Genomic DNA, 23176 nt, shown 5'->3' on the forward strand with positions numbered 1-23176 from the left:
GATTCAGTTGACAGAGTATGAAGCTCAAATCATCCATAAGGAGCTGGAAGTATTGATGCATCTGATGAATATTGAACATCATTTCCTTTTCCGGCGTATACAGGCAGCGTGCAATTCTCTGTTTTTGGATATAGCAGATTTTCTTTCCCGAAAGACCGTTATCAAAAAAGAGATCAGTCGTAAAGACCACGTTCTGCAAGAATTTCATGCACTTGTTACCCGTAATTTCAGGGAAGAACATTTTGTGAGCTTTTATGCGGATAAACTGGCTATTAGTGAACAGTACCTGGCACGCATTGTACGTCTTGGAACAGGTAAGACTATCAATAGCCTTATTAATGAATTGTTAGTAATGGAAGCGCGTACTTTATTGAGTTCTACCAAATTTACGGTTGGCGAGATTGCTGCTAAACTGGGGTTTAGTGATGCAGCCGGTTTTTGTAAGTTCTTTAAAAGAAATGCGGGACAGACCCCGTTGAATTATCGGAAAGGATTATTGATTTGAACGGAAAGGATTGCTGAACTGAATGGGGAATTACTGAACTGAATAGTGAATATAATGAATTTAAATAATAAGTTGGCTGATTTGAATGAAAATGGAAGTAGGTTGATGCAACTCAACTGTCCTTAAAGACCGTATACATCAACCTACCTGAATATATAGTGAATGGGTTTGATTTTAACCGATCACTGCTGTGATATCTTCTACAATCTGTTCATCCGTCAGATGATTGGCACGGAGAAACTCCTGTATATCATATCGGTCAACAAATTCTTTTTTAGCTCCAAAGTTCAGAACTTTCATGTTTGTAGCACCATAATAACGGGCAATCTTTTCACCGAAACCGCCATCCAATACACCGTCTTCCAACGTAATCACTAATTCGTGATCTGCTTTCAGTTCATCCATCAGTTCGTTGTCTACACCGGTGATGTAACGCGGATTGATGAGTGTTGCGTCAATATTGGCTTTTTCTTTCAGAAGTGATGCAACCGACTGTCCCAATCCATAGAACGAACCTAAAGCAAGAATGGCTACTTTTGATCCACGATGCGTCACTTTATAGCGATTGAGAACACTATAATCAGTCTCCACCGGTTCCCCACAAGTAATTACATCTGTTGCCGGTACACGGATAGCAACCGGGTATTCATTTTGGCGGATACTCCATTCTAGCATAGCAAGATATTCCTCTTTGCAAGTCGGTGCCAGATAAACCATATTAGGAATATTGCTGATGAGCGGAATATCGAAGAAGCAGAGGTGAGTTACATCATTCATTCCGGACAGTGTTCCCCAGAATACCAACAAAACAGCCGGGTTATTATTGATACAGAGGTCTTGCGAAAGTTGATCGTATGAACGTTGGATAAATGTACTATACACTCCGTAAACAGGTTTTCCGCCATTGGCTGCGATACCCGAAGCAAGAGCTACTGCGTGTTCTTCTGCAATGCCGACATCTACAAACTGTTTGCCAGCTTCCTTGCGGCGGTCCGGAGTGAATCCGAGAACGGCAGGAGTACCCGAAGTGATTGTCACCACACGAGAATCTTCTTCCATCTTTTTCAGCAGATATTGAGCGGTTACTTCGCTGTAATCTTCTTCCTCATAACTGACTTTTGCTTCTCCGGTTTCCGGATTGAATGGAGTGCGCCAGTGATAAGTCTCTTTATCCTGTTCGGCACGTTCATAACCTTTACCTTTCAAAGTGTTGATGTGTACTACTATCGGATGCTGAATATCTTTCACTTTGGAGAATGCTTCAATCAACGCCTGTACATCGTTACCGTCATTTACATATATATAATCCAGACCCATAGCCTTGAAGAAGTTACATTCGCACTGACCGTTGCTGTCACGCAATTCTTTCAGGTTCTTATATAGTCCACCGTGATTTTCGGCAATAGACATCTGATTGTCATTGACAATAATAATCATGTTAGTACCAAGCTCTGCTACATAATCCAATCCTTCGAAAGCTTCACCTCCGCTTAAAGAACCATCCCCTATGACGGCTATGATATTTTCATTGCCGCCTGTAAGGTCACGTCCCTTTGCCAATCCGCTGGCCAGACTGACAGAAGTGGAAGTATGTCCAATGATGAAGAAGTCATGTTCACTTTCTTGCGGTTCGGTATAACCTGATACGTTGTCGTATTTTTCCGGATGAAGGAACGCATCTTTACGACCGGTCAGCATCTTGTGTACATAACTCTGGTGCGATACGTCAAATACAATTTTGTCTTTGGGCGAATTGAATACATAATGTAAAGCAATCGTTGCTTCCACCATTCCGAAATTAGGTCCGAAATGCCCGCCATGCTCACTTAATTTTTGCAGGAGTGCTGCACGGATTTCTCCACCTAATTCGTTTAGCTCTTTTTCCGACAGTTTCTTAACATCTGCAGGAGAATAAATATTTTCTAAATACATATCAAACAGTTTTTCTAAATAATGTTTTTACTTATTTCTTTATGACACTGCAAAGATACAGCAGGATTTGAAATCTGTTTGTATATGAATTACGGATTGTTTTACCTATATTACAGTTCCCTTATTTGAGGGACTATATTTTTATGCTAAAGCCTGATTTCTGTATTCATTAGGCGTGCATCCGACGCGTCTTTTGAATAATCTGCAGAGATGTTGCGGGTATTGGAATCCTAACGAATAAGCTATCTGGCTGACGGTTTCTTCCGTATCGACAATACGTTCTTTGGCTAGTTCGATTACTTTGGTCTGAATATGTTCCTGTGGAGTTTTTCCTGTTTCTTTTTTTACCATATCACCAAAGTAGTTGGGGGAGAGATAGACTTTATCAGCAAAGTACTTCACGGAAGGTAACCCGTTTTGTATGGGAAGTTGATCTTGGAAATATTCATCCAGAAGTTGTTCAAACTTTGTAAGAGCATCTTTATTGGCACTGTTCCGGGTGATAAACTGCCGTTCATAAAAACGCATACAGTAGTTCAGTAACAGTTCGATATTCATGGCGATTAATGCTTTGCTATGTTTATCGATACCATGCTCAAGTTCGATACTGATTTTCTTCAGGCAATCCATGACTATTTCCTTTTCCTGATCTGAAAGATGTAAAGCCTCGTTTACTGCATAAGAGAAGAAAGTATATTTCTTAATATCTTTTCCAAGTGAGGTGCCGCGAATCAGGTCCGGATGGAAAATAATACCATAAACAGCCGGATTGATTTCATCTTCAATGGTACTCACACCGGCTGTCTGACCTGGGGCAAAACAGACAATGGTTCCTTCTTGGTAATCATAATACTGACGACCATATTTAATGTCACAGCTCTTGCTCTCTTTTAGGAAAAGAGCATAAAGACCATAGTTCATCTGGATATGGTTAACTGTTTTCGTTGCTTTGGTCAAGTCGATGACACTAACCAAAGGATGCAATGTTTCCAGTCCGTACAGTTCGTTATACTGATTTACATTCTCTAGTTTTATAACTTTATCCATGGCTTTTGGTATTTGGAATCGGTAACAAAGATACAGATAAATGTTCTGTTTTCATAGTAGGGAAATGACTAATCTGTAATTGGGGTTATCATACCCGTAATCCGTCTACAACGGCTTCTTTATATTCTTCTGACCTTTGCCATGTTAAATAAAACTTGATGAATCAGAGGAAATTAATAAAAGAGAGAATATGGATAGAAAGCATTTTTTGAAAAGCGTGTTACTAACAACCGGAGGCGTACTATTAGGTGGTACGACTATTTATCGGTGTTTGAATAGTAAAGAAACGACAGACGCTTCGCTTCCTTCGCTAATCGATAAAATACATCAGGGAAATATGAAAAAGATACTTGTAATAATGAGTGCAGGCACAAAACGCGGCAATACAGACCGACTGACCGATGCATACATTAAAGGATTGGTAGAGCGCGGACATTCTGTGACGAAGGTTTATCTGGGTAATATGCGGATAGAAGGGTGCCGGGGATGTGGAGTGTGCCAGCGTCTTGCACATCAGTGTGCTGTTCGCGACGGCATGCAGGATATATATCCTTTGTTTGCGGAATGTGATACAGTGGTTATGGCTTCTCCTCTTTACTTTTGGACAATTACAGCAAAGCTGAAATCGTTCATTGATAGACTTTATGCCATTTCTGTCGATGATAAATATCCTCAAAAAGATTCGGTATTGCTGATGACAGCCGGTGATGATAATGATACGACCTTCGAACAGCCCATACGATATTTTCGTCTTCTCAATCAGGCGTTAGGTTGGAATGAAGTGGGATTATATTGTGCCGGCGGTTGTACCGGATGCGAGAAACTGGCACGGCAGATTGATAAAGTACATCTTGAAAACGCCTATAAAATGGGATTGGAATTATAAATAGCATATAGTAACTATGGAACAAAAAAATAAATTAAAACTCAATTCGGGCGGTTTGCTCGTCTTTATCCTTACGGTCGGTGTATTTGGAATTATAAACACCGAAATGGGAGTAGTGGGGATCCTGCCCTTGATAGCCACAACTTTTAATGTTTCCGTACCTCAAGCCGGCTGGACGGTAAGTGTTTTTGCATTGGTGGTGGCTGCGTCAGCCCCTGTGACGCCTTTATTATTTTCGGGGATTAACCGGAAGAAAGTAATGTTGCTGGCATTGGGATTGTTTACAATAAGTAATGTAATATCCATGTTCACCTCTAATTTCACAGTATTGTTGATTGCTCGGATACTTCCCGCTTTCCTGCATCCGGTATATGTCTCTATGGCTTTTACAGTAGCCGCGGCGTCTGTCAGCAAGGAACAGGCTCCCAAGGCTGTTTCTAAAGTCTTTGTCGGTGTGTCCGCCGGCATGGTGCTGGGCGTTCCGGTGACCAGTTTTATTGCCAGCGAAGTTTCGTTTTCCATGGCGATGTTGTTTTTCACTGTTGTAAACGCATTAGTCTTTGTTGCTACGATTCTGTTTATCCCTTCCATGCCTGTAAAAGAAAAAGTATCTTATGGTGCACAGCTTAGCGTATTGAAGAAAACAACGATGTGGTATTCAATTATTGCTGTTACCTTAATTAATGGAGCTATGTTCGGATTCTTTAGCTATATGTCGGATTACCTGAAAAAAGTAACGGAGGTCCCATATAATGTGATAAGTGCAGTGTTGCTCGTATATGGTTTGGCAAATATTGTGGGTAATGTGATGGCGGGAAAACTACTATCAATAAACGCCAAACGTTCAATTATCCTCATGCCTTTTGCATTATTGGTTTCATATATCTGTCTGTTCATCGTTGGAGAATGGATTGGAGCTATGGTAATTGTCATCCTTATTTTAGGCGTATTGGCGGGTATAGCAAGTAATAATATGCAATATATGATAACAGATGCCGCTCCCGAAGCTCCAGACTTTGCCAATGGAATGTTTCTGACTTCAGCCAATTTAGGAACGACGATTGGCACAGCTATATGCGGAGCTTTTATTACAGAGATGGGCACACGATATTCTGTTTTCGGCTCGTTGCTTTTCCTGATTGCGAGTATTGTATTCGTTTATCTGCGGGTTCGCGTAGCACATATCCGGAAGCAGGCTAATATCAATATTGTAACAGAATAATAAAAAAATATAATCCGTAATTGGGGTTATTATGTCAGTAATTCATCTACAAACGGTCTCTTTCTTTCATCGTATTTTTGCAATGTAGAAAGTAGACAATCAATTCTTTAATAATTAAAAATAAGAGATATGAAACGAATTTTATTATTAACAACTGTATTTATGATGATGCTTGGAACTAGTTTTTCTTCTGCACAGACAGATGCGGATAACTTTTATAAAAGTGATTTGGTAAGTGTGGAGAAAGTTTCTTTTTCCAACCAGTATAAAATGAAGGTAGCCGGAAATTTGTTTCTGCCTAAGAATATGAAAGAAGGGGACAAATATCCTGCAATCATTGTCGGACATCCAATGGGAGCTGTCAAGGAACAGAGCGCGAACCTTTACGCAACGAAAATGGCCGAACGGGGTTTTGTAACACTCTCCATAGACCTGTCTTTTTGGGGTGGGAGTGAAGGCGAGCCGCGTAATGCTGTTCTGCCGGAAGTTTATGCGGAAGACTTTAGTGCCGCAGTTGATTTTTTAGGTACCCGTCCGTTTGTTGACCGGAATCTAATTGGAGTAATCGGTATTTGCGGTAGTGGAAGTTTTGCTATCAGTGCAGCGAAAATAGACCCTCGCCTTAAAGCCATTGCGACAATCAGTATGTACAATATGGGTACGGCTAGCCGTAACGGGTTAAAACACTCATTGACATTGGAACAGAGAAAGCAAATAATGGCTGAAGCGGCAGAACAGCGTTATGCTGAATTTTTAGGTGGAGAAACTAAATATACCGGTGGCACTGTACATCAACTGACAGAAAAGTCCAGTCCGATTGAACGGGAGTTCTATGAGTTCTACCGTACACAAAGAGGAGAATTTACCCCCGACGGAGCAACTCCTATGACCACCACTCATCCTACACTTTCAAGCAATGTGAAATTTATGAATTTCTATCCTTTCGAAGATATTGAGACTATTTCACCCCGCCCTATGCTTTTCATCACCGGTGAAAATGCCCACTCACGTGAATTTAGTGAAGACGCCTACCGATTGGCCGCCGAACCTAAAGAACTGTATATAGTACCCGGTGCCGGACACGTAGATCTTTACGATCGTGTGAGCCTTATTCCATTTAATAAACTGGAATCCTTCTTTAAGGAATATCTAAAGAAATAAGTTTTAATACTATAAATATGAGATACTATATAATAGCAATTCTTACTATGCTGACATTATCGGTCGGTTCCGCATCATGTAGCGAAGATGAACCTATACAGGGAACAGGTCAACAAGTGACTCCGGGTAATGGTTCTGGTTCCGGTGATAATGGCAGTAACAATAATGGTAATAATCCCGATGATAATGACGACAATAACGATGATACCCCAGTGAGCAATAATCTTAAAATAACAATCGGACCTGTTTCATTCAATGCCACATTGGACAATAATGAGACAGCGAAAGCATTTAAGAGACTACTCCCTATGACAGTGGATATGTCCGAACTGCATGGTAATGAAAAATATTATTATCTGTCGAAGGGTTTGCCGACAGCGTCGTCCAATCCCGGGACTATTCGGACAGGTGACTTGATGCTTTACGGTTCCACTTGTGTGGTACTATTTTATGAAACCTTTTCCACTTCATATAATTATACCCGTTTAGGACGTATAACAAATCCTTCAGGACTGGCCTCCGCCCTTGGTTCAGGAGGCGTAAATGTAACTTTTGAAATAACAGATTAAAGAATAAACTAATGGAACAAATAAGAAATAAAGAATATGGAGGCGAACGTCCTCTGTTCGCGACCCACGACCTTCAACTGGAAGATGTAACAATTCACGCCGGTGAATCTGCATTGAAAGAATGTAGTAATATTATAGCAATCAACTGTCGCTTTGAAGGAAAATATCCTTTTTGGCATACCAACGGATTCATTGTGAAAAACTGTCTCTTTACAGAGGGAGCCCGTGCTGCTCTATGGTACTCTCAAAGTCTGCAAATGGCAGATACCTTGGTAGAAGCACCGAAGATGTTCCGTGAAATGGACGGAATAAAACTCGAAAACGTGCAGTTGCCTAATGCTTTGGAAACGTTTTGGTATTGTCGTAATATAGAGCTGAAGAACGTACAGATTGATAAAGCGGATTACCTTTTTATACACAGTGAGAATATTAAGATACAAAACTATGCCCAAAACGGGAACTATTCGTTCCAATATTGCAAGAATGTAGAAATCCATAATGCAGTTATCAACTCCAAAGATGCTTTCTGGAATACGGAAAATGTAACAGTCTATGATTCCGAGTTGAACGGAGAATATCTGGGATGGCATTCTAAAAACTTACGTTTGGTAAATTGCAGGATTTCGGGGACTCAACCGCTTTGCTACGCACATGATTTGGTGATGGAAAATTGTACGATGGCAGAAGATGCTGACCTTGCTTTTGAACACAGTAGTGTGAAGGCAACGATTAAAAGTCCCGTTCATAGCGTAAAAAATCCTCGTACGGGAAGTATTGTTGCCGAAAGTTTCGGAGCAATCATTTTGGACGAAAATATTAAATCACCAGCAAATTGCGAATTGAAACTTTGGGACGATCTAACCTGTTTTAATTGAAATATGAAGTATAATTTCGATGAAATTATTCCACGCAGAGGAACGAATTCTTATAAATGGGATTCGGCTGAAGATGCGGATGTATTGCCGATGTGGGTAGCTGATATGGATTTCCGTACGGCTCCCCCTGTCGTGGAGGCACTGAAGAAACGGGTGGAACATGGGATTTTCGGTTATGTACGTGTACCTGATGTATACTACGAGGCAGTTGTAAATTGGTTTGTTCGACGACATGCCTGGCGGATAGAAAAAGAGTGGATTATTTACACCACCGGTGTTGTGCCGGCAATATCTGCTGTTATTAAAGCGTTGACACTGTCCGGAGATAAAGTAATGGTGCAGACACCTGTATATAACTGTTTTTTCTCCTCTATCCGTAATAACGGATGCGAGATGATTGCCAATCCTTTGGTATATAGAAACAGGGGCTATCAGATTGACTTTGATGATTTGGAGCGGAAAGCTTCAGACCCGAAGGTCAAACTTCTGTTGTTATGTAATCCGCACAATCCTGCCGGAAGAGTGTGGAGCAAACAAGAGTTAAGGCGGATAGGTGAGATTTGTATTCGGAATAATGTGTTTGTGGTTGCTGATGAAATTCATTGTGAATTGGTTTTTCTGGGGCATGAATATACTCCTTTCGCTTCTATATCAGAAGAGTTTCTTATGAATTCGGTAACCTTTGTTTCGCCTAGCAAGGCTTTTAATCTGGCAGGGCTTCAGATAGCCAATATTATTTCTGCAGATGCAAATGTACGGGTGAGAATAGATAAAGCGATTAATATAAATGAAGTTTGTGATGTGAATCCTTTCGGAGTGGAGGCGTTGATGGCTGCTTACAATGAGGGCGAAGAATGGCTGGAAGAACTTAAAATCTATTTGTTTGCGAATTACATCTATTTAAAAGGTTATTTTGATGAATATCTTCCGGAATTTCCCGTAATGATGTTGGAAGGTACATATCTGGTTTGGGTGGATTGCTCGGTCTTGAATCAAACGTCAGCAGAAATAGTAAAAGACTTGTTGAAGAAAGAAAAACTTTGGGTGAACGAAGGCAGTCTGTATGGAGAGACTGGTGAAGGGTTTATCCGTATCAATATTGCGTGTCCGCGACAGCGGTTGATAGAAGGATTAAACAGATTGAAGCGGGTACTGAAATCATAAATACGAATGAAAAGAAGTAGTTAGAAAAAAGAACGCTCAAACGGTAAATATAACATACTCCGTTTGAGCGTTTCTCTTATTAAGAAATCTTTTTGGAATGATGGGGGAGAAAACGATAAGTTATATCCTCCATTATTCCATTTTCTATGTGGTACAACCGTTGATTGGTCGTTTCAGATTTTAATCCTCCCAGAGACTCGATGTAAGGTCCTAACTTTATATATTGGAAATGAGATACATCAAAGTGCTCCGGCAGCTTGCTCTTCCCGGAGTACCATCCGACTTTTACCGGAGTGATGGTCTGCTTGTGTAAAAAAGCAGCTAATTGTTCCACTTCTGCGGGTGAAGCATCACCGCCCATGAAACAGACACAGGTGATCGCTTTTCCATATTTACCGAGCAGGGTAGAAAGACTTTCTTCCGTCAATGGTTCTCCTACGTCTTCCATCAGATATGCACTGTGGCACCCTTTACAATGGTTGGGGCAGTTGGAGAGGTTGATGGCTAATGTCACCTCATCCGGTATCTCCTGAAAAACAATATCATAATCAGCGTACCGGAGCATAATATCTTAAATCGGCCTCCTTTTGCCGTGCTTGGGAGAAATTGCTGATACGCTTCATATATCCGATGACGCGGGTCAGATAATCCACATTCTCGCTGTGACATTCGGGACATTCATGCAAATACCGTTTGTCGATATGATGGCATTTGTTACATACTGTATTCGGAATATTGAATGTGAAGTAGTTGCAACCTTCGGTAGCGGCAACACGAAGCAACTGCCGGTATTGCTCTTTGCTAAGATGCTCTTCCAGATTCATGTGCAAAGCCGAACCACCCGTCAGATGCTCGATATAACGATGCCCGTGCAGGCGGAATTTATCGACAATGTTCAGCGATTTGTCTTCTACAATATAGAAATAGCTGTTGTAACATTCGCGGTAAGTCTGGAATCCGGCTTCCTTGTCCCATTTTGCGTGTTTCACACCCACATTTTCGGCAGGAATCATTTCGCAGTTGAAAAGTACTTCTTTGGTACGATATTTCTTATTGTATTTCTCAATCATGCCGAGAATCTCCTGCACAAAAGCCTCGTATTTCGGATTGTCGTTGATGTCGATTCCCATAAATTGGGCTGCTTCCACCAGTCCGTTCACGCCGATAGTCAGATATTGGCGGCTCATATTGATATAACCCGCATCAAACAAAGGTAACATACCCTTTGCCTGCAATAATTTCAGGTTCTCATTATAGGCAAGCTGTACTTTGTGAACCAAGTCTACTACTTCTTCCAGGAAGAAAGGGTAGAGAATACCTGATTTTACAGCATGCTGTATACAACGGTTCAGATTGATGGTCAACACGCTCTTCGAACCGGTAGAGACTCCTCCGGCTCCCAATGTATAGCTAAAGCCATTGTCCTGTATTTCATTACGCAGACGGCAGCAGCTACTCAAAGAGTCGGCATTGTCACTCATATAGGTGAAGAATGAATGTCCTTCGGCATACATTTCAGCGGTGAAGTCGCCATATTCCTTATCCAGTACATCGCCGTCTTTGGTCAGGAGTGCCATTGTCTCTACAGGGAATGTCAGAACGGTGCGTGTACGCTCCTTATTAAACCATTTCATAAAACGCTTCTGCAACCAGCTAAGCGAATCCCAGTCGGGTTTGCTTCCGTCGGGGAAAACAAAGTGCTCGAAAAGGCTATTGAAATAATACTTGTCATAATAAGCCACATTCCAGAAAACTGCTTGGAAATTGCGGGCACCCGTAGGCTGGTTGATGGAATATACGATTTGCTCGAAACAGTCTGTGATGATTTTATCGATCGATCTTTGTTTCAGAGACAAGTCTGCCAGTTTATCCGGATGTTTATAATAGTCCTGTCCGTATTCCAAACCAATGAAATAGTTCATGTACATCAGGAATTCAGGAGTGGCACATGCGCCGCTTAGCATACTGGATACGATAAATACCATGTTGATAAATCCTCCGCAGAAGGATTTCAGATTGGTCGGGGCGGTAGAATTGCCTCCTACTGCTGTTGTTCCTGCTATCAGCCAGGGATACATGGTAATACTGGCACAGTAGTTCGCCAGATTGGTTTCATCATTTTTGTAGATGAAGTGATGATTCAGGAGTTCCAAATAACGGTCGGAAGCCTCTTTACCATACATATCCCTCAAACGGTCTGTCAGCAGGCGGCGGTTGAGGCGGATGAAATTGGATTTGGGCAGTTCTCCTATCAGTGTGGCGATATTCTTATTTTCCACATTGGCGTTGGCATCGTACTTGCTACCGCTGGCAGGGTTGGAAGCATCGCAATAATCCATGAGGAATTTAAGTTTGTCTCTGACTTCACGGTCTTCCAAATGTTTTTGACGATACAGCATATACGCTTTGGCCACGCTGTAATAATGTTCTGCCATCAAGGCGACTTCCACCTGGTTTTGGATTTCCTCTACGTTTGTTCCGTCACTGATACTGACACGGCTTAACACATTGGTTATCACATCTTGTGTAGCAAAACTACCTACTGATAAAAATGCCTTGGATATGGCATTTTTGATTTTGTCGAGGGAAAAAGCTTCTTTTTTCCCGTCTCTTTTGATAATGAATATCTCCGAACTAATCATACCTATATTTTAAGAATTAACAAAATAGATTTAGTGCCTACATAGTTATTCATGCACGACAATTTCTGGAGACTTGTAATAAAATGGACCTGTACGATTCGTTCTATTGCCTTTCACCCGAAAGCCTGGAATAACGGAAATTTTATCGGCAGGTCTTCTGACTTGTTTTTGTTGTGGCGCCTTCCCGATCCGTTTCATGAATCAGTGGCAAATGAATGCCATAACATTTCTCTTTTTTATGAGAGAGATAAAACTTACAGCTACGGGGATAGTTCCGGATTTTCACTGGATTCCCTTTTAATTCCGTCTGGTGATAATGCCATTCCGGAAACCGATGTTGGCGGCAAAGTTAGAAATTAAATCAAGATTCCAATTGAAAAGGAAGAAAAATATTCGCTCTTTATCAGAACGATATATGGCATTAACAACCTGATAACTTTCCGTTTATGTTCTATTCTTCGCATTTTAGTAGAGTCCGGTTTATGTATTTCCTGCCTGATGGATGAATGAAAGTGTAGAATAATGAAACAAGATGCATAATGGTTAGCGATGTTGGGATCCCTTTCTCTTCAGGGAATGAGGCGTTTGCATTGATGTTTCCATATTTTAGATTTTTCGAAAGCATAATAGATGTTAATAGGGCTCATGGCTTGCGAACTAATTTTTGATATGATATGTTGTTTAAAGTGAATAACGAATTAAAAAATGAACTAGAAAGTTAGACATGAACAAACAATACATTTCTAATGATTTAGCAGATAAAACATTACATTTAAAACTTATGAATATGAGAAAATCTATTATTTTATTAGCTTTTATATTGGGTGGCTTTACAGTAGCAAATGCCCAATCAGTTGTAGAAGGTACCAAACTTACAGATAATTGGTCTGTCGGAGTAAATGCCGGTGGAGTTACTCCCCTTACTCACAGTGCTTTCTTTAAAGGTATGCGTCCCACTTTTGGAGTGGGAGTCTCAAAGCAATTAACTCCTATCTTCGGTTTGGGATTCCAAGGAATGGGATATATCAATACCACATCCAGTAAAACGGCTTTCGATGCTTCGGATGTCAGCGTATTGGGTAAAGTCAATTTGATGAATCTATTTGCAAGTTACACGGGCGAACCTCGTTTGTTTGAAGTGGAAGCTGTGGCCGGAATGGGTTGGTTACATTATTATGTGAATGGCGATGGCGATCAGAACTCCTGGTCTACGCGTTTGGGATTGAATTTCAATTTCAACTTGGGTGAAAGTAAAGCATGGACATTAGGAATCAAACCTGCCATTGTGTATGATATGCAAGGTACTTACCCTGAAACAAAGAGCCGTTTCAATGCTAATAACGCAGGTTTTGAGTTGACAGCCGGATTGACATATCACTTTAAGACAAGTAACGGAACACATCATTTTGCCAAAGTGAGAGTATATAATCAAGCCGAAATTGACGGACTGAACTCTTCAATCAATGCACTTCGTGCAGATGTAAACAACAAAGATGGTGAGATCAGCAATGCAAACCAACGTATCAACGGATTGCAGGAAGAACTTGAAGCATGCCGCACAAAAGTGGTTCCGGTGGAGACTGTAGTGAAAACCGCCCGTGTACCCGAATCTATCATTACTTTCAGACAAGGTAAATCGTCAGTTGACGCTTCACAACTTCCTAATGTGGAACGTGTAGCTTCTTACCTGAAGAAATATGCTGATTCTAAAGTGGTTATTAAGGGATACGCTTCTCCGGAAGGTAGTGTTGAAGTGAATGCCAGAATTGCCGCAGCACGTGCAGAAGCTGTAAAAACGATCTTGGTCAACAAGTATAAAATCAGTGCATCTCGTATCACTGCTGAAGGTCAGGGTGTAGGCGATATGTTTACTGAACCGGATTGGAACCGTGTAAGTATATGTACTATTGAAGATTAAACTGATATATTACAGAAATAGAATAATGAAGGCTGCCCCAAAAGGCAGCCTTTGTTGCATATCTTGGGTTGTATTTTTGAATACTCTGAAAGTTTAGTAAACAGATTTCTTTGTACATTACATAAAATGGTTATTTTTGCAGGTATTGTTCATGCGCGTTCTGTGTTGAGTGTGCAAATATCAACCATTAAAAACTGTATTATGAAGAGAGTATTCGTTTTTCAAGATTTTAAATCGCAGAAATTCTGGAGCATAGAGGTAGTCGGAACAGATATTACTGTAAATTATGGTAAGTTGGGGACCGACGGACAAACACAAGTGAAAAACTACGCAACGACTGAAGAAGCTGAAAAAGCAGCCAGCAAACTGATTGCGGAAAAGACCAAAAAAGGGTATGTAGAAACTGCTGAAGAAACTGCACGTGAAATGAAAGTGGAAGCCAAGAAATATACTTTGAGTTATGATGAGTATGAAAACAATGTGAATCTTCTGGATAAGATATTGAAAGATAAACATCTCTCTGAATATAAACAAATAACAATCGGTTGTTGGGATTATGAGGGTGGCGACTGTTCTGCCTTATTACAGGGAATGATTGAAAATAAGGAGAAGTTCGCACAAATAGAAGGCTTGTTCTGGGGAGATATTGAGCAGGAAGAACAGGAGATTTCATGGATTGAACAAGCTGATATTAGTCCGCTGCTCGATGCCATGCCTAAATTGAAAGATCTGAAAATCAAAGGAACCAATAATCTGCGTTTGGGAAAGACTTCACGGCCGGAGTTGCGGTCACTCGAAATTATCAGTGGTGGCCTGCCTACCGAAGTGGTAGAAGATATTTTTGGTTCTGATTTCCCCAATCTGGAAAAACTGATTCTATATGTTGGTGTGGAAGATTATGGATTTGAAGCTGATATTGAGATATTCCGTCCGTTGTTCTCCAAAGAACGTTTCCCGAAGCTGACTTATCTGGGGATCGTCAACTCTGAAGAACAGGACAAGATTGTAGAAATGTTCCTGGAGTCAGATATTCTTCCCCAACTTGAAACAATGGATGTTTCGGCTGGTACTCTCAAAGATGAAGGTGCCCAATTATTGCTGGATAATATGGATAAGATCGCTCATTTGAAGTTTATCAATATGCGCTATAATTATTTGAGCAAGGAGATGAAGAAACAGTTGCAGAGTCTCCCTATGAAAATAGATATTGCTGAAACTGAAGAGGCAGATGAATATGATGGTGAATTGTGGTATTACCCGATGATTACAGAATAGGAGATGCAGATAATCGTTGTCAGCAACTCTCTGTCCAAACGTATAGAATACTTTATTGAAGCAGGCAAACACTTGCAGGTGGAAGTTCGTTTTATGACTTACGGGGAACTTTTTAACTGCTTGCCGCAACTACGGCAGGCAGTTATCAAACTGGAACCTTGTGTAAGCGATGAAACGAATTTCCTGAAATATGCGCTGTTGAATCAGGCATATAAGGAGACACTGCAACGTTTAGGCGAGATGAGGTTATCTGATGACGTGTGCTTTTTGAATACTCCCCATGCTTTATTACGTGCTCTTGATAAAAAGGAAACTAAACAAGTGTTGATGGACAGAGGGTTGAAAGTGACTCCGATGTTACCTTCTCCCCGTTCTTTTGATGAGTTGAGAGAGCTTCTTACCGGTTGCGGGAGAGGATGCTTTTTAAAACCCCGTTACGGTTCGGGGGCGGGAGGCGTTATGGCTGTTCGCTATCAACCCAACCGGAATAAATGGGTAGTCTATACTACCTTGCAACAAGTGGATGGAGTCATTCATAACACCAAACGTATCCACCGTTTGAGTACGGAAAAAGAGATGATCCCGTTGGCGGAAGCGGTGATGCAAACAGAAGCTATTTTAGAAGAATGGATTCCTAAAGAGCAGTTGCAGGGAGAGAATTATGATCTCCGGGTAGTGTGCCGGGAATCTGAAATTGATTATATCGTTGTGAGATGCAGTAAAGGAAGCATAACCAATCTGCATCTGAACAATAAGGCACATTGGTGGAACGAATTGTCTTTGCCGGAAGTAGTGCGGCAACAAATCTATTTTCAGTGTCAGGAAGCGGTTCAATCTTTGGATTTGCAGTATGCCGGAGTGGATGTACTGATAGAGAGAGGAACAGATATTCCTTATATAATAGAAGTCAACGGACAGGGAGATCATGTGTATCAGGATATGTTTGCTCATAATTCTATTTATATTCAACAGATAAAAAACATAAAAAAGAGATATAACCATGCAAATAGATGAACTGCCGGCTGGCGAACAGACCCAAAATCCGGATCTGGATATGAATCAGGTGGTGGGTACTCATGATATATTGATGCTTTGCTTTGATACCTTGCGTTATGATGTCAGCAAGGAGGAAGAAGAGGCAGGAAGAACACCGGTACTGAACAGTCACGGAGGAGAATGGGAAAAAAGACATGCGCCGGGAAATTTTACTTACCCGTCTCATTTTGCCATCTTTGCAGGATTTCTGCCTTCTCCGGCGGAACCTCATTCGCTACGCAGCCGTAAGTGGTTGTTTTTCCCTGTGCAAGCTGGTACGGGACGTATTCCGCCTGCGGGAAGTTATCCGTTTACGGAAGCAACTTTTGTGCAAAGCCTTGCCAATGTAGGTTATGAAACGATTTGTATAGGAGGGGTGAACTTCTTCAGCAAGCGTAATGAACTGGGGCGTGTGTTTCCCGGTTACTTTACTAAAAGTTATTGGCTGCCGACCTTTGGATGCACGGCACCCGATAGTACTGAAAAACAAATTGATTTTGCATTGAAGAAACTCGAAAACTATCCGGAGGACAAACGGATTTTTATGTATATCAATTTTTCTGCTATTCATTATCCGAACTGTCATTATGTGGAAGGCAAAATGAAGGATGATAAGGAATCACACGCTGCCGCGCTGCAATATGTCGACAGTCAGCTACCCCGTTTATTTCAGGCCTTTCAGAAGCGGGGAAATACGCTGGTGATTGCTCTTTCCGATCATGGCACTTGCTATGGAGAGGATGGATATGAATATCATTGCATATCTCACGAAACGGTTTATACAGTCCCTTACAAACACTTTATTTTAACGAAAAAATGAATCAACCGCTACCACGATATGTAGACTATATGTATAGTTATCCACATAAAACTGCTTATCGTTCTTTTCCGTCCCCGGTTTCGCTGGTTCCTTACCTGAAACAGGTGGAAGGACAGAAAGCATCGCTTTATTTCCATATTCCTTTTTGTAGTCATAAATGTGGATATTGCAACCTGTTTTCTCTGCAAACAAATCGTGCGGATTATATCGCAACTTATTTGGAAACTCTTCACAAGCAGGCGCAACAGTTGTCTCCACTCACTACCGGACTGGCATTTGATAGTTTCGCCATTGGAGGAGGCACACCGTTGCTCCTCACTGTTCCTCAACTGGAATACTTACTGGATACAGCTGCCTTATTCGGAGTGCATCCTTCACATACCTTTACTTCCGTAGAAACATCGCCGGAATATGCCGATCCTGCCCGTTTGGACTTATTGAAGCAAGCAGGAGTGGCTCGTGTGAGTATTGGCGTACAGAGTTTCCTTGACGAAGATTTAACTGCTTTGAAAAGACGTCCCCGGCGAGACATGATTAATCAGGCGCTGGAGGCTATTCGGAAGAGACAATTCCCGTTTTTTAATATTGATTTGATTTACGGAATCAGAAGACAAACTGTGGCCAGCTTTCTTTATTCATTGGAACAGGCTCTTCTGTTTCAGCCTAACGAACTCTTTATCTATCCGCTATATGTGCGACCGGGAACGGCTATCACAGAGCGGGAATCCGATGATGTCTGTTTTCAGATGTATTGTGCCGCTTGTGATTTGTTGAAAGACAGAGGCTTTCTACAAACTTCGATGCGACGTTTTATTCATCATCCGTCTACTGATGCGGAAATCTCATGTGGGGATGAAGTGATGCTGTCGTGTGGCTCCGGCGGACGCAGTTACCTGGGTAATTTGCATTATGCCACCCGGTATACTGTTTGCCAGCGTTGTATTGCCGGAGAGATAGATGATTATATGGGCACTACTGATTTTACAGTGGCTCGTAATGGATTTATTCTTTCTCAGGAAGAACGGCGACAACGTTTCATCATTAAAAATCTGATGTATTATATGGGGCTTGATAAGGCCGAATATAAGCGTCGCTTTGGAGAATCACCGGATAATGTGATGTTGTTCCGACAGTTAGCTGAACGGCAATGGATAGAAAATACGGATAACGGTCGTGTTTGTCTGACTTCCGACGGAATGGCATACTCCGATTATATTGGTCAGTTGTTCATTACTCCTGAAATAAGAGAACTGATGGAAACTTATTCTTATTGAACGAAATAGAAATGGAAAACGAAAGCTCTTTACTTTCCTTCAGGCATATATATTATCGCGGCAAATTGAATAGCTGCAACTATACCTGTTCTTATTGCCCTTTCGGCAAGAAGTCGCATCTGGCAGATACGACACAGGATGAACAGATATGGAATCGTTTTATAGCAGCTATTGAACAATGGAAAGGGGAGCCGTTGCAGTTATTTATTATTCCTTACGGTGAAGTATTGATCCATCGTTATTATCGGAAAGGAATGGTGCATTTGGCGGCATTGCCACAGGTGGCCGGAATTTCCTGTCAGACTAACCTTTCTTTTCCGGCTAAACACTGGCTTGATGAGATTCGTGTGGCTCCCACTGTGATAAGTAAGATAAGGCTTTGGGCTAGTTTTCATCCTGAGATGACTTCGGTAGAGAAATTTGCGCATCAGATTCATATACTCCATCATGCGGGAATACAGGTATGTGCCGGAGCGGTAGGAAGTCCCTCTGCAAAGGCCGTACTCAATGATTTACGGAATGCTCTTTTGCCGGATATTTATTTATTCATTAATGCTATGCAAGGGTTAAAGGCACCATTAAGTCAGGAAGATATTCAGTTTTTCAGTCAACTGGATAATCTTTTTGAGTATGACTTGAAGAATGCTCCGGCACAATGGGAAGTTTGCGCAGGAGGAAGGGATAATTGTTTTATCGATTGGAAAGGGGATATGTATGCTTGTCCCCGAAGCCGGGTGAAGATAGGTAATTTTTATCAAGGTGATGGAGCTGTTGTGCCGTTATCTTGCAAGAGGAAGGTTTGTGACTGTTATATTGCATTTAGTAACCTGAACAATCACCCTTTACATCGAATAATGGGAGAAGGGGCATTCTGGCGAATACCGGACAAGCCACTTATTACGACTGTTTTCTTCGATGTGGATGGAACACTGGCTGATTCACAGGGAAAAGTTCCAGAAAGTTATGCTAACGCTTTGCGATATATGGCACAGTCCGTTTCCTTATATCTTGCCACTTCTCTGTCGATGGAGCAGGCGAAGAAAAAGCTGGGAAAGGCTCTTTTCGATTTATTCAGGGGAGGAGTGTTTGCAGATGGAGGTTTATTATCTTATTCGCGGCAGATTAAGTGTTTGCCGGTGAAAGTATATCCGGAGGTATATGGAGAATCGTCAAAAGTTACTATTCATAGTTATGAAGGAGTGGTTTACAAGTATAGTATATTGGTACGTGATAAAGAACAGAGAGAATCTATTCTTACCCGGTTGAAAGAAAATCCCTGCCAGGTCTTTCATAAAGCTCCGCTGATAACAGTCATTCATCCTGAAGCGAGTAAAAAAGAGGGGGTGCTTCAGTTATGTAAGGCTTTGGGTTTAGCTTCTGAACACACTTTAGTTGTAGGAAATTCGTTAAAGGACTGGCCGATGATGTCCGTGGTTTCTCATTCTTGTGCCGTAATGAATGCGGAACCCTTATTAAAAGAACGCGCACGTTATACGCTGAATCCGGATCGGTTGGCAGCTTTCTTTCGTTTTTCTAACGGAGATCCTATAGACCAAACCTCGTCTGATAATAGTTGATATATAGCTAGTTACATCTTCATAAGAAAATAAAAGCCGGTTAAAATTTGGTAATTATGAAAACAAAGCCCATATTTGCAGCCCTGAAATAGGGACAGGCATAAAAATCCTCATCGGAGGGTGCTATAATAATAATTATAGTGCTGGATAAGATGAATGGTGCAAATCATTCGCTTGTCCGGCACTTTTTTTATGTTGTAACAAAATAAGATAAAGAGGAAAAGTATCGAAGAAACTATGAAAGAGTTAGATTTGACACAAGGAAGCGTACCGAAGGTATTGTTGCAGTTTGCAGTACCTTTTCTGATTGCCAATGTGCTCCAGGCACTTTATGGCGGAGCTGACCTTTTCGTTGTCGGACAATATGATGATTCGGCAAGTGTGGCAGCCGTAGCTATTGGTAGTCAGGTGATGCAGACAATTACAGGTATTATTCTGGGTATTACTACCGGGACAACAGTGCTGATTGCTATTGCTATCGGAGCTAAAGACAATCGGAAAGTAGCTTTTACTATCGGGTCTTCCGTATGGTTGTTTTCAATAACCGGCGTAGTGCTAACTTTGGTCATGGTGCTTTTTCATAGTCGGATAGCAGAACTGATGCATACTCCTGTCGAAGCGATGGTAGATACGAAAAACTATATTTTGGTATGCTCTCTGGGTATTCTGTTTATAGTAGGATATAATGTTGTATGTGGTATTTTGCGTGGATTGGGTGATTCTAAAACACCACTTTATTTTGTTGGGCTGGCATGTGTGATAAATATAGTGCTCGATTTTATATTGGTCGGTTATTTCCATTGGGGGGCTACGGGAGCGGCTATCGCTACTGTAACTGCACAAGGAGTCAGCTTTGGAATAGCGCTCTGGTTCTTATACCGGCACGGATTCCATTTTGACTTTTCACGGAAAGATATTCGATTGAACCGGAATCTGTCTAAAAAGATCTTGGTGTTGGGAGCACCTATTGCTTTGCAGGATGCTTTAATCAATGTTTCTTTTCTGATTATCACTGTCATTGTCAATCAGATGGGAGTCATTGCATCTGCTTCCCTGGGTGTTGTTGAGAAAATCATTGTGTTTGCTATGCTGCCTCCGATGGCTATATCATCGGCTGTGGCAACCATGACTGCACAGAACTATGGAGCGGGACTTATCAAGAGAATGAATAAATGTCTGGCTTCGGGGATTGGGATTGCTCTTGTTTTCGGTGTGTCGGTTTGCGTGTATTCGCAATTCCTGCCGGAGACTCTTACTGCTTTCTTTACGAAAGATGCTGCTGTGGTGGCAATGGCGGCAGATTATTTGCGAGGGTATAGCATCGACTGCATCGTGGTTAGTTTCGTGTTCTGCATTAATTCTTATTTCAGCGGACAAGGAAACTCGTTATTCCCGATGATTCACAGTCTGATAGCCACTTTCCTGTTCCGTATACCGTTGTCATACTGGTTCAGCCAGATAGATAGCTCGTCGCTGTTTATCATGGGATTTGCTCCACCCATTTCAACGGTCGTTTCATTATTGATCTGTATCTGGTATTTACGATATACCCAAAGGAAATTATATTTGAGTGGCACAATGATGCCTGCTATGTCGAATTAGGTGTTTTTAAGTGACATATATTAACTAAAATCTATTTTGTATGGAAGCTTATTTGAAGAAACTCTGTTTTGAGTATCAGGTGGATGAAAGAGAAGTGAAAGAGCTGTTGGCTCGAATGGAAATGGTGTATCTGGATAAAGGAGAAACGATTGCTTCTGCCACATTGCCAGAGCAGAGCTTGTACATTATTGTTTCCGGTATTTTGCATACATATACCACTCATGAAGGAGAAGAGAGAACCAATCGGTTTTTCTCTGCGGGTGATGCTGTGTTATGCTATAATTCAAGTCAGTATTCTATCAAGACACTGACGAAATGTGCTGCTTATTACATCAGTGAAGAGGAGATTGAAGAGTTGTGTGCATCTTCAATTTCATTTGCGAATCTGGTCCGTCAACTGATGGAGTATCAGTTTTACTTTAAAGAGGAAGAGGATATGAATGCCCGCAAGCTGACAGTAAGGGAAAGGTACCTCTCTTTATTGGCGGAAATTCCAGATATTCTGTACAGGGTGCCATTGAAGCACATTAATCATTACTTGGGGGCAGATGTGACCAGTTTGGGATATCTGGCCGGAAGTTCTAAATAGGAAATATAACCTAGACATATTTTTCTATGTATTCCTTATCAGATGGTTCATGGCTTATTCAATCGAATCGAATTTGAAAAGTCTTTGGATTATTTGGTAAGGAATACTATTTTTGTATTCTGAATGAAAAACTCAATACCTCGATATACTTTTTATAAGCATAAGTATGGGAGTGAACTTTTGGTCGATGTAGTAGAACTGAAGTATGTGAAGAAGTTCCTGACTAAAAGTACTGTCCACACTCTAAATTATTATGATATTACTTTTATAACAGAAGGTAAGGGAGCTTTTGCAGTCGATAACCAAACCTATGAAGCAATTCCATGTGACGTCCTTTTTTCTAAACCGGGGGAAATCCGGAACTGGGATATTCATCATATCATCAATGGGTATGCTCTGATTTTCGAAGAAGAGTTTTTGTCTTTCCTCTTTAAAGATTCTTTGTTTGTACAGCATCTTTCGTTTTTTCAGATAGAAAGTTCTTCATCGCTACTACATTTGTCTGATGAGCTTTATACACGCATACTTGAAACCTTGCATGATATAAAGATGGAGATTGATTCGTATCAACAGGGCGATGTACACGTTTTGAGAGCATTGCTTTATGAAGTCCTGATGTTGCTGGATCGTGCTTATCTTAAAATGATTTCGATGGAGGAGGGCAGAAGTAGGGAAGTTTTCAATAATCATGTAAGTAAATTCATGAATTTGGTTGCGACACATGCAAAAGAGCAACATTCGGTTCAATATTATGCGGATAAGCTCTGCATTACTCCTAACTATCTCAATGAGATGATAACCTCGACCATGGGGTTCAGCGCAAAACAATATATTCAGGGCAAGGTGATGGAAGAGGCCAAGAGGCTGCTTGTTTATACGGACTTTCCTATAGCTGATATTGCATTTGAACTCTGTTTTTCAACGGTTTCTTATTTTATCCGTAGCTTCCGACAGCATACGGGAAAAACTCCGTTATTGTATCGTAAAGCACACAAACCGTAAAAAGTGCTATTTCTACCTTTCTTTTTATTGCATTGCTTTCCTGGCATTTCTCTACTTTCGCATCAGATAATAAACCAATAA

General features: G+C 41.1%; 20 protein-coding genes and 1 riboswitch. Of the genes, 16 read left to right on the forward strand and 4 right to left on the reverse strand.

The annotated features are described in order from the left end of the window. Positions 1-505, forward strand: a 505-nt coding sequence (locus AB5217_RS13165) for a helix-turn-helix domain-containing protein (RefSeq protein WP_368117367.1), incomplete at its 5' end; no start/stop codon positions are given. 174 nt (positions 506-679) lie between these two features. Here the strand turns inward: AB5217_RS13165 and AB5217_RS13170 are convergent. Then, positions 680-2437, reverse strand: coding sequence for a 1-deoxy-D-xylulose-5-phosphate synthase (locus AB5217_RS13170; RefSeq protein ID WP_032844247.1), 1758 nt, complete (start codon positions 2435-2437; stop codon positions 680-682). 141 nt (positions 2438-2578) lie between these two features. Further along, positions 2579-3484, reverse strand: a complete 906-nt coding sequence (locus AB5217_RS13175) for a helix-turn-helix domain-containing protein (RefSeq protein ID WP_004297072.1) — start codon at positions 3482-3484, stop codon at positions 2579-2581. Positions 3485-3674: 190 nt separating this feature from the next. On the opposite strand from AB5217_RS13175, the gene AB5217_RS13180 reads away from it, so the two are divergent. The 6 genes from AB5217_RS13180 to AB5217_RS13205 all read left to right on the forward strand — a co-directional run bounded on the left by AB5217_RS13180 (position 3675) and on the right by AB5217_RS13205 (position 9361). Next, positions 3675-4370: a flavodoxin family protein gene (locus AB5217_RS13180; protein WP_050486389.1), complete on the forward strand. Its 696-nt coding sequence runs from the start codon at positions 3675-3677 to the stop codon at positions 4368-4370. A gap of 16 nt (positions 4371-4386) precedes the next feature. Next, the gene (locus AB5217_RS13185) at positions 4387-5592 is read left to right on the forward strand and encodes an MFS transporter (RefSeq protein WP_032844246.1); all 1206 of its coding nucleotides are present in this window, start codon (positions 4387-4389) and stop codon (positions 5590-5592) included. Positions 5593-5721: 129 nt separating this feature from the next. Continuing rightward, a complete protein-coding gene (locus AB5217_RS13190; RefSeq protein WP_004326669.1) occupies positions 5722-6753 on the forward strand; it encodes an alpha/beta hydrolase in 1032 nt (343 codons plus the stop codon). Between the two features lie 17 nt (positions 6754-6770). Beyond that, on the forward strand, positions 6771-7322 hold the full coding sequence (locus AB5217_RS13195; protein WP_032849003.1) for a cyclophilin-like fold protein: 552 nt from the start codon (positions 6771-6773) through the stop codon (positions 7320-7322). A gap of 11 nt (positions 7323-7333) precedes the next feature. After that, complete coding sequence (locus AB5217_RS13200; RefSeq protein ID WP_004309705.1) at positions 7334-8197, forward strand: DUF3737 family protein; 864 nt, start codon at positions 7334-7336, stop codon at positions 8195-8197. Between the two features lie 3 nt (positions 8198-8200). Next, a complete protein-coding gene (locus tag AB5217_RS13205) occupies positions 8201-9361 on the forward strand; it encodes a MalY/PatB family protein (protein ID WP_115484059.1) in 1161 nt (386 codons plus the stop codon). Between the two features lie 79 nt (positions 9362-9440). On the opposite strand, the gene nrdG is transcribed toward AB5217_RS13205, so the two are convergent. Further along, positions 9441-9926: an anaerobic ribonucleoside-triphosphate reductase activating protein gene (gene nrdG / locus AB5217_RS13210; RefSeq protein ID WP_004297064.1), complete on the reverse strand. Its 486-nt coding sequence runs from the start codon at positions 9924-9926 to the stop codon at positions 9441-9443. Then, a complete protein-coding gene (nrdD, locus tag AB5217_RS13215) occupies positions 9910-12003 on the reverse strand; it encodes an anaerobic ribonucleoside-triphosphate reductase (protein ID WP_004297063.1) in 2094 nt (697 codons plus the stop codon). The genes nrdG and nrdD overlap by 17 nt, the downstream gene beginning before the upstream one ends. A 129-nt stretch (positions 12004-12132) precedes the next feature. Further along, positions 12133-12354: riboswitch (cobalamin riboswitch) on the reverse strand. Positions 12355-12784: 430 nt separating this feature from the next. Between nrdD and AB5217_RS13220 the strand changes: the two genes are divergently transcribed. From AB5217_RS13220 to AB5217_RS13260, 9 genes are all read left to right on the forward strand, one after another. After that, entirely contained in the window at positions 12785-13921 is a 1137-nt protein-coding gene (locus AB5217_RS13220) for an OmpA family protein (RefSeq protein WP_008774604.1), read from the forward strand. Between the two features lie 201 nt (positions 13922-14122). Beyond that, a complete protein-coding gene (locus tag AB5217_RS13225) occupies positions 14123-15196 on the forward strand; it encodes an STM4015 family protein (RefSeq protein WP_032846577.1) in 1074 nt (357 codons plus the stop codon). A 3-nt stretch (positions 15197-15199) separates the two neighbouring features. Further along, positions 15200-16210 (forward strand): STM4014 family protein, encoded by a 1011-nt coding sequence (locus AB5217_RS13230; RefSeq protein WP_032846575.1) that lies wholly within the window; start codon positions 15200-15202, stop codon positions 16208-16210. Beyond that, positions 16197-17051, forward strand: a complete 855-nt coding sequence (locus tag AB5217_RS13235) for an STM4013/SEN3800 family hydrolase (RefSeq protein WP_004304043.1) — start codon at positions 16197-16199, stop codon at positions 17049-17051. The genes AB5217_RS13230 and AB5217_RS13235 overlap by 14 nt, the downstream gene beginning before the upstream one ends. After that, positions 17048-18325, forward strand: coding sequence for an STM4012 family radical SAM protein (locus AB5217_RS13240; RefSeq protein ID WP_032846573.1), 1278 nt, complete (start codon positions 17048-17050; stop codon positions 18323-18325). Before AB5217_RS13235 ends, AB5217_RS13240 begins: the two co-directional genes overlap by 4 nt. A gap of 11 nt (positions 18326-18336) precedes the next feature. Beyond that, positions 18337-19902 carry an STM4011 family radical SAM protein gene (locus tag AB5217_RS13245; RefSeq protein WP_032846576.1) on the forward strand — a complete coding sequence of 522 codons (1566 nt, stop codon included), beginning with the start codon at positions 18337-18339 and terminating at the stop codon, positions 19900-19902. A 237-nt stretch (positions 19903-20139) separates the two neighbouring features. Continuing rightward, on the forward strand, positions 20140-21504 hold the full coding sequence (locus tag AB5217_RS13250; protein WP_032846571.1) for an MATE family efflux transporter: 1365 nt from the start codon (positions 20140-20142) through the stop codon (positions 21502-21504). 40 nt (positions 21505-21544) lie between these two features. Further along, complete coding sequence (locus tag AB5217_RS13255; protein WP_004297054.1) at positions 21545-22093, forward strand: Crp/Fnr family transcriptional regulator; 549 nt, start codon at positions 21545-21547, stop codon at positions 22091-22093. A 123-nt stretch (positions 22094-22216) separates the two neighbouring features. Continuing rightward, positions 22217-23095, forward strand: coding sequence for a helix-turn-helix domain-containing protein (locus AB5217_RS13260; RefSeq protein ID WP_032846569.1), 879 nt, complete (start codon positions 22217-22219; stop codon positions 23093-23095). The last annotated feature ends 81 nt before the right edge of the window (positions 23096-23176 follow it).

The organism is Bacteroides sp. MSSM.1001136sp1_RTP21357st2_D2_RTP21359_211015 (assembly GCF_040913205.1).
Classification (GTDB): domain Bacteria; phylum Bacteroidota; class Bacteroidia; order Bacteroidales; family Bacteroidaceae; genus Bacteroides; species Bacteroides ovatus.